General features: G+C 67.2%; 9 protein-coding genes and 1 pseudogene. All 10 read left to right on the forward strand.

Features of this window, described 5'->3' with window-relative positions:
• A pseudogene (locus tag K9U41_RS20575) lies at window positions 1-239 on the forward strand (urea ABC transporter permease subunit UrtC); the annotation flags it as partial.
• 119 nt (window positions 240-358) lie between these two features.
• Complete coding sequence (urtD, locus tag K9U41_RS20580) at window positions 359-1,105, forward strand: urea ABC transporter ATP-binding protein UrtD (RefSeq protein ID WP_138399033.1); 747 nt, start codon at window positions 359-361, stop codon at window positions 1,103-1,105.
• Between the two features lie 177 nt (window positions 1,106-1,282).
• Window positions 1,283-1,978 carry an urea ABC transporter ATP-binding subunit UrtE gene (urtE, locus tag K9U41_RS20585; RefSeq protein ID WP_282642717.1) on the forward strand — a complete coding sequence of 232 codons (696 nt, stop codon included), beginning with the start codon at window positions 1,283-1,285 and terminating at the stop codon, window positions 1,976-1,978.
• Window positions 1,944-2,849, forward strand: a complete 906-nt coding sequence (locus tag K9U41_RS20590; RefSeq protein ID WP_282642718.1) for an urease accessory protein UreD — start codon at window positions 1,944-1,946, stop codon at window positions 2,847-2,849. The genes urtE and K9U41_RS20590 overlap by 35 nt, the downstream gene beginning before the upstream one ends.
• 111 nt (window positions 2,850-2,960) lie before the next feature.
• Window positions 2,961-3,581, forward strand: coding sequence for an urease subunit gamma (locus tag K9U41_RS20595; protein WP_282642719.1), 621 nt, complete (start codon window positions 2,961-2,963; stop codon window positions 3,579-3,581).
• A gap of 69 nt (window positions 3,582-3,650) precedes the next feature.
• Window positions 3,651-3,917 carry an AbrB/MazE/SpoVT family DNA-binding domain-containing protein gene (locus K9U41_RS20600; RefSeq protein WP_282642724.1) on the forward strand — a complete coding sequence of 89 codons (267 nt, stop codon included), beginning with the start codon at window positions 3,651-3,653 and terminating at the stop codon, window positions 3,915-3,917.
• Window positions 3,914-4,324 (forward strand): PIN domain-containing protein, encoded by a 411-nt coding sequence (locus tag K9U41_RS20605; RefSeq protein ID WP_282642720.1) that lies wholly within the window; start codon window positions 3,914-3,916, stop codon window positions 4,322-4,324. Before K9U41_RS20600 ends, K9U41_RS20605 begins: the two co-directional genes overlap by 4 nt.
• A 12-nt stretch (window positions 4,325-4,336) precedes the next feature.
• Window positions 4,337-6,049, forward strand: coding sequence for an urease subunit alpha (ureC, locus tag K9U41_RS20610; RefSeq protein WP_282642721.1), 1,713 nt, complete (start codon window positions 4,337-4,339; stop codon window positions 6,047-6,049).
• Window positions 6,050-6,147: 98 nt separating this feature from the next.
• Entirely contained in the window at window positions 6,148-6,705 is a 558-nt protein-coding gene (locus tag K9U41_RS20615) for a Dps family protein (RefSeq protein WP_282642722.1), read from the forward strand.
• A gap of 64 nt (window positions 6,706-6,769) precedes the next feature.
• Window positions 6,770-7,546 carry an urease accessory protein UreE gene (locus K9U41_RS20620; RefSeq protein WP_282642723.1) on the forward strand — a complete coding sequence of 259 codons (777 nt, stop codon included), beginning with the start codon at window positions 6,770-6,772 and terminating at the stop codon, window positions 7,544-7,546.
• Window positions 7,547-7,606: the final 60 nt, after the last annotated feature.

The following is a 7,606-nucleotide window of genomic DNA, read 5'->3' on the forward strand; positions in this document are numbered from 1 at the left end:
GCAAACCGGACGCGCTGGGCACGCTGGTGGGGGCGGCGCTGGGGGCCGTCATCGTCAACGCGGGCAAGACCTGGTTCACCGGCGTGCTGCCGGAGGCCTGGCTGTTCGCCCTCGGCGCGCTGTTCGTGCTGGTCACCCTGTTCCTGCCCCGGGGCGTGCTGGGCCTGGCCTCCAGCATTTCCGAACGCTGGAAGGCGCGGCGGCCCGCCGCGACGCCCACCCCCGAGCCGGCGGAGTGAGCGCCATGAGCAGCTTTCAGACCCAGTCCTCCGACCCCTATGTGGTGAAGTCCCACGGCGCGCTGGCGCTGGAAGCGGAGATGCGGGAGATCGCGCAGGATCGTCCCGGCGCCAACCGGATGTCCATGACCCCGGCGCTGCTCTATCTCGACAACATCACCGTCTCCTTCGACGGCTTCCGCGCGCTGAACGCCCTCTCCCTCGTCATCGAGGAGGCGGAGATGCGGGCCATTATCGGCCCCAACGGCGCCGGCAAGACCACCATGATGGACGTGATCACCGGCAAGACCCGCCCCAACCAGGGCGTCGCCTATTTCGCCGGCACCCACGACCTCACCAGCCTGGACGAGGCCGCCATCGCCCAGCTGGGCATCGGCCGCAAGTTCCAGACGCCCACCGTGTTCGACATGCATTCGGTGGAGGACAACATCCTCCTCGCCCTCAAGGAAGACCGGCGGCCCTTCTCCAACATCTACTGGCGCCGCACGCCCCACGAGCGCGAGCGCATCGACGAGCTGCTGGAGCGGGTGCGCCTGAAGGACGCCCGCTTCCGCCGCGCCGGCGATCTCAGCCACGGGCAGAAGCAGTGGCTGGAGATCGGCATGCTGCTGGCGCAGGAGCCGCGCCTGCTGCTGGTGGACGAGCCCGCCGCCGGCATGACCGACCAGGAGACGGCGGACACCGCCGTGCTGCTGCGCGAGATCGCCAAGACCCGTTCGGTGGTGGTGGTGGAGCACGACATGCAGTTCGTGCGCGACCTCGACGTGAAGGTCACCGTGCTGCACGAGGGCTCGGTGCTCGCCGAAGGCCCGCTCGACCAGGTGAGCGCCGACGAGCGGGTCATCGAAGTGTATCTGGGGAGGTAGGGATGGCTTGTCGCTCTGAAGCCCCCTCTCCCCTTGCGGGAGAGGGACGGGGTGAGGGGTTTGCCGCCGTCGGCACCCCTCTGCCGCGTGACTGGAACCTGCCCGCCCGCCTCACCCCCAACCCCTCTCCCGCAAGGGGAGAGGGGAGCGCCACCGGCTCGCGCTCGGAGCATGCCCATGCTGAAGGTTGAGAACCTCGACCTCTATTACGGCGCCGCCCACACCCTGAAGAAGGTGTCGGTGGAGGCCCATGCGGGCAAGGTCACCTGCGTGCTCGGCCGCAATGGCGTGGGCAAGACCTCGCTGCTGCGCGCCATCGTCGGCCAGCGGCCCATCGCCGGCGGCTCCATCACGCTGGACGGCAAGGAGATTTCGCGGATGCCGACGCCGGATCGCGCCGGTCTCGGCATCGGCTTCGTGCCGCAGGGACGCGAGGTGTTCCCGCTGCTCTCGGTGAAGGAGAATCTGGAAACCGGCTTCGCCCGCCTCAAGGGCAAGGACAAATATGTACCGGACGAGGTGTTCGAGCTGTTCCCGGTGCTCAACACCATGCTGCGCCGGCGCGGCGGCGATCTCTCCGGCGGGCAGCAGCAGCAGCTCGCCATCGGCCGCGCGCTGGTGACGCGTCCGCGCCTGCTGGTGCTGGACGAGCCCACCGAGGGCATCCAGCCCTCCATCATCAAGGATATCGGGCGGGCCATCTCCTACCTGCGTGACAAGGGCGACATGGCCATCGTACTGGTGGAGCAGTATTTCGAGTTCGCCCGCGACCTCGCCGACAGCTTCATCCTGATGGATCGCGGCGAGGTGGTGGCGCGGGGCGACAGGAGCGGGCTCGATGGCGACGATGTCCGCCGCCTCATGGCGATCTGACCGCGAGGGGGACGCCGCCGCCGGGGGCGCCGGTCTGCCGGGTCCGTCGGTCGCATCCTCCCGGGAACGGGCTCTGCGCCAGCGCAGCGAAGGGCGGGTGCGCATCGCCGCATCCGCGTTCGGGGGCGTGACACGCCTGACCGACCTCGCAGAAGGCGGCGCCCTGCGCGCCCGCCTGCCACGGGGCGGGCCGGGGCTGGAAGCCGTTATCGTCAACACCGCCGGCGGGGTCGCCTGCGGCGATGTCTTCTCCATCGAAGCCAAGGCGGGGCCGGGCGCGCACCTCATGGTTACGACGCCCGCCGCCGAGAAGGTCTACCGCTCGGACGGGCCGTGCGCGGATATCCATGTGCGGCTTGTGGCGGAGGCCGGCGCGCGGCTGGACTGGCTGCCGCAGGAGACCATCCTGTTCGACCGCGCCCGCCTCAGGCGCCGCTATGAGATCGACCTGTCGGGCACCGCCTCTTTCCTCTCGTTCGAGGCGCTGATGCTCGGCCGCCTTGCCCACGGCGACGTGATGGGGGAGGGGCATCTGGAGGATCACTGGCGAGTGCGGCGGGACGGCGTCCTCATCTTCGCCGATGCCCTGCGCCTGACCGGCCCCATCGCTGCGCTGCTCGCCCGGCCGGCGGTGGCCGGCGGGAATCGGGCGCTGGCGACGCTGCTCCATGTGGCCCCCGACGCCGAGAGCCGGCTGGAGGAGGCCCGCGCGCTGCTCGAAGGCGCCCGCAGCGAGGCGGGCGCGAGCGCGTGGAACGGGCTTCTGTGCGTGCGCCTGCTTGCCCCCGACATCGAAACGTTGCGTCGGGATGCGACCTCGTTTCTCATGGCCTTTCGAAACGCCCCGCTGCCCCGCGTGTGGGGCACCTAGAGCAATTTCAGCAAAAGCGTGAAGCGGTTTTGCGTCTGAAATTGCGTTAAAACAATAAGTTAGAGCAGATTTTGCGAAATCTACTTTAACGTCCGGTTCAAGGAGATTGCCGTGCTGCTGACGCCGCGCGAGAAGGACAAGCTCTTCATCGCCATGGCCGCCGAGGTGGCCCGCAAGCGCCTCGCCCGGGGCGTGAAGCTGAACCATCCCGAAGCCGTCGCCCTCATCACCGATTTCGTGGTGGAAGGCGCCCGCGACGGCAGGACCGTGGCAGAACTGATGGAAACCGGCGCCCGGGTCATCACCGCCGACCAGGTGATGGACGGCATCTCCGAGATGATCCACGACATCCAGGTGGAGGCCACCTTTCCGGACGGCACCAAGCTGGTCACCGTGCACCATCCCATTCGCGGCGCGCCGTCCGAAACGGTGCCCGGCGAGCTGGTGCCCCAGGAGGGCGACATCCACTTCAACGCAGGCGCCGAGCGGGTGCGCCTCACGGTGTCCAATACCGGCGACCGGCCGATCCAGGTGGGCAGCCACTACCATTTCTACGAGACCAACCCGGCGCTGGCCTTCGAGCGGGAGCAGGCGCGCGGCATGCGCCTCGACATCGCCCCCGGCACCGCGGTGCGCTTCGAGCCCGGCGCCTCGCGGGAGGTCATTCTGGTACCGTTCGGCGGCAAGCGCGAGGTCTACGGCTTCCGCGGCGCGGTGGCGGGGAAGCTGTGATGCAGACAATTCCGTATGGCGGAGGCTTATGGTATTCTCCTTACAATCTCAGAAAAGTAAGGAGCGGTGATGAATATCGCTGTTGATGCCCGGATCACGGCCAAGGGGCAGGTGACGCTTCCTGTGGAGGTGCGCCGCGTGCTCGGCGTCGGCGATGGGGACCAGGTGGAGTTCTTCGTCCATCGCGATGGACGCGTGCTTGTCCATGCCCGCAAGACGCCCACATCCCGGCTGTTCGGTCGCCTGAAGGGTCGGGCAGCCAGGAAGACCGATGCCGAAGCGATCGCCGAGGCCGTCGCGCAGCGCGACGCGGCATCGATGGATGCCGGGGAATGATCGGCATCGACACCAACATCCTCCTGCGCGCCCTGGCGGACGACGATAAAAAGCAGTCGCCCCGTGCGCAGGCCTTTCTGCTGGAGCGCACGGTTGATGATCCGGCGGTCGTCAACGCCGTCGTGCTGGCGGAACTCGTCTGGGTGATGAGGACCAAGTACAAATCAAGCCGCGACGAGGTCGTCGCCATCCTGGACGATCTTATTTGCAACCCCGCTTTTGTCATTCTTGAGCGGGAAAGTGTTCTTGCGGCATTGCAAGATTACCGGGAGGGCATCGGCGGCTTCACGGATGTTCTGATCGCGCAGATCAATTCGGCTGCCGGGTGCGGGACCACCGTGAGTTTCGACAAGGGCGCTCCCGCCCAATCCGGCTTCACCATCCTTACCCCTGATCTTGCCCCCTGAGGCCTGCCACCCATGTCCTCCTCCAAGATGCCCCGCGCTGCCTATGCGCACATGTTCGGCCCCACGGTGGGCGACAAGGTGCGGCTCGCCGACACGCAGCTCTTCATCGAGATCGAGAAGGATTTCACCATCCATGGCGAGGAGGTGAAGTTCGGCGGCGGCAAGGTCATCCGCGACGGCATGGGCCAGTCGCAGGTGGCGAATGCCGACGGGGCGGTGGACACCGTCATCACCAATGCGGTGGTGCTGGACCACTGGGGCGTGGTGAAAGCCGATGTGGGCCTCAAGAACGGCCGCATCGTCCGCCTCGGCAAGGCCGGCAATCCGGACGTGCAGGACGGGGTGGACATCATCATCGGCCCCGGCACCGAGGTGATCGCGGGGGAGGGCAAGATCCTCACCGCCGGCGGCTTCGACAGCCACATCCATTTCATCTGCCCGCAGCAGATCGAGGAGGCGCTGGCCTCCGGCGTCACCACCATGCTGGGCGGCGGCACCGGGCCAGCCACCGGCACCTTCGCCACCACCTGCACGCCGGGCCCGTGGCACATCGCCCGCATGATCGAGGCGGCGGACAGCTTCCCCATGAACCTTGCCTTCGCCGGCAAGGGCAACGCCTCGCGCCCCGCCGCGCTGGAAGAGATGGTGCTGGCCGGCGCCTGCGCCCTGAAGCTCCACGAGGACTGGGGCACCACGCCGTCCGCCATCGACTGCTGCCTGACCGTGGCCGATGCCTTCGACGTGCAGGTGATGATCCACACCGACACGCTCAACGAATCGGGCTTCGTGGAGGACACCATCGCCGCCTTCAAGGGCCGCACCATCCACGCCTTCCACACCGAAGGGGCGGGCGGCGGGCATGCGCCGGACATCATCAAGGTGGCGGGGCTGGCGAATGTTCTGCCCTCCTCCACCAACCCGACCCGGCCCTACACCCGCAACACCATCGACGAGCATCTGGACATGCTCATGGTGTGCCATCACCTCGACCCGGAGATCGCCGAGGACCTCGCCTTCGCCGAGAGCCGCATCCGCAAGGAGACCATCGCGGCGGAGGACATCCTCCACGACCTCGGTGCGCTCTCCATGATGAGCTCGGACTCACAAGCCATGGGCCGGGTGGGCGAGGTGATCATCCGCACCTGGCAGACCGCGGACAAGATGAAGCGCCAGCGCGGCAAGCTGCCCGGCGAGCGCGACAGCGATAACCTGCGGGCGCGGCGCTACATCGCCAAATACACCATCAATCCCGCCATCGCCCACGGCATGTCGCGCCATATCGGCTCGGTGGAGGCCGGCAAGCTGGCTGACCTCGTGCTGTGGACGCCGGCCTTCTTCGGGGTGAAGCCGGACCTCGTCATCAAGGGCGGCGCCATCGCCATGGCGCAGATGGGCGATCCCAACGCCTCCATCCCTACGCCGCAGCCGGTGCATTACCGGCCCATGTTCGGCGCCTATGGCCGCGCGCTGACCCACACCTCGCTCACCTTCGTCTCGAAGTCGGCCATCGAGGACGGCCTCGCCTCCCGCCTCGGCACGAGCAAGGAGCTGGTGGCGGTGGAGAACACGCGCTCCGGCATCTCCAAGAAGAGCATGATCAACAACGATGCCATGCCGCATATCGAGGTGGACCCGGAGACCTACGACGTGCGCGCCGACGGCGAGCTTCTGGTGTGCGAGCCGGCAGAGGTGCTGCCCATGGCCCAGCGTTATTTCCTGTTCTGATCGCACCGCGCGAAAGAATTCGCGCGGGACGGAACCTATGCCGTGGCTGGTGGCTTCTAGCGGGTGTTGCAACTCGTTTTGATTGAGGAGCCACCCCCATGTCGAATGTGCGTTCATTGTCCAAGAAGTCGGCCAAGACTTCCTCCATGGCCAAGTCCCAAGCCCTCGCCACTCCCACCGATCTCGACAGCGCCAAGGTGCAGAAGGTGGCGGACGCCATCAATCGCGTGCTGGCGGACACCTTCGTGCTGTATCTGAAGACCAAGAACTTCCACTGGCACGTGAGCGGCAAGCACTTCCGCGACTATCACCTGCTGCTGGACGAGCAGGCCGCCGCCATCTACGCCACGGTCGATCCCTTGGCCGAGCGCGTGCGCAAGATCGGCTGCCAGACGGTGCATTCCTTTGCCGAGATCCTGAAGCTCAGCGGGCTTAAGGAGAATGAGGCGGCCTATGTGGCGCCGCAGGACATGTTCGCGGAGCTGATCGCCGACAACAAGGCGGCCATCGCCTCGATGCGCGAGGCCCACGGCATCTGCGACGAGGCGGAGGACATTGCCACCGCCAGCCTGCTGGAAGAATATGTGGACGAGGCCGAAAAGCGCCTGTGGTTCCTGTTCGAGACCAACCAGAATCGGCAGGACAGCGCCACCTGAGCGCACAAGGTCCGCTCCGGGAATTGGGGCGGGCGGCGTTCGGGGGCGGTTCCGGAGTGAAGTCATGATCCGCGCCACCATCGTCGTCCGCCGTCCCGCCGTCCGCGCGGAGAAGGTGGCCGACGAGATCACCCTCGATCACCATGCCCGCCACCGCCGCCGCTTCGCTTTGACGGCGGACGGCGGCACCCAATTCCTGCTCGACCTCGACAAGGCGACGGTGCTGGACGACGGCGACGCGGTGAAGCTGGAGGATGGCCGCCTCATCCGCATCAAGGCCGCGCCCGAGGATCTGGTGGAGGTCACCACCGCCAATCCGCTGCGGCTGATGAAGGTGGCGTGGCACCTGGGCAACCGCCACGTGCCGGCGGAGATCACCGAGAGCGCGGTCTATTTCGTGGACGACCACGTGCTCACCGAGATGGTGCGGGGCCTCGGCGCCGGCGTGGCCAAGGTGACGCGCCCGTTCCGCCCCGAGAAGGGCGCCTATGAGGCGGCGGAGGCCCATGGCGGCCATGGGCATGAAGAGCATGGGCATGAGCATGGCCATCATGACCACGGGCACCATGAGCACGCCCATGGTCACGGCGAGGCGCATGTGCATGGGCCGGGCTGCGGGCACGATCATGCCCGCGATGCCCATTCCCATGGCGTCGAGCCTCACGCCGACGCCCATGCGGCCCACGGGGAGCCGGGCCACGTCCATGGTCCCGGCTGCAGCCACGATCATGACCATGACCACGCCCATGCCGCTCACGACGAGCCGACCCACGTTCACGGCCCGGACTGCGGTCACGACGACCACCACGACCATGGCCATGCCGGCCACAAGCATGGCTGAGACCGGGTCGGACGATCCATCTTCCGCAGCGCCTTCCGCCTGGCTCTTATACACAACTCA

Source organism: Xanthobacter autotrophicus, from assembly GCF_029991245.1.
GTDB lineage: Bacteria > Pseudomonadota > Alphaproteobacteria > Rhizobiales > Xanthobacteraceae > Xanthobacter > Xanthobacter autotrophicus_C.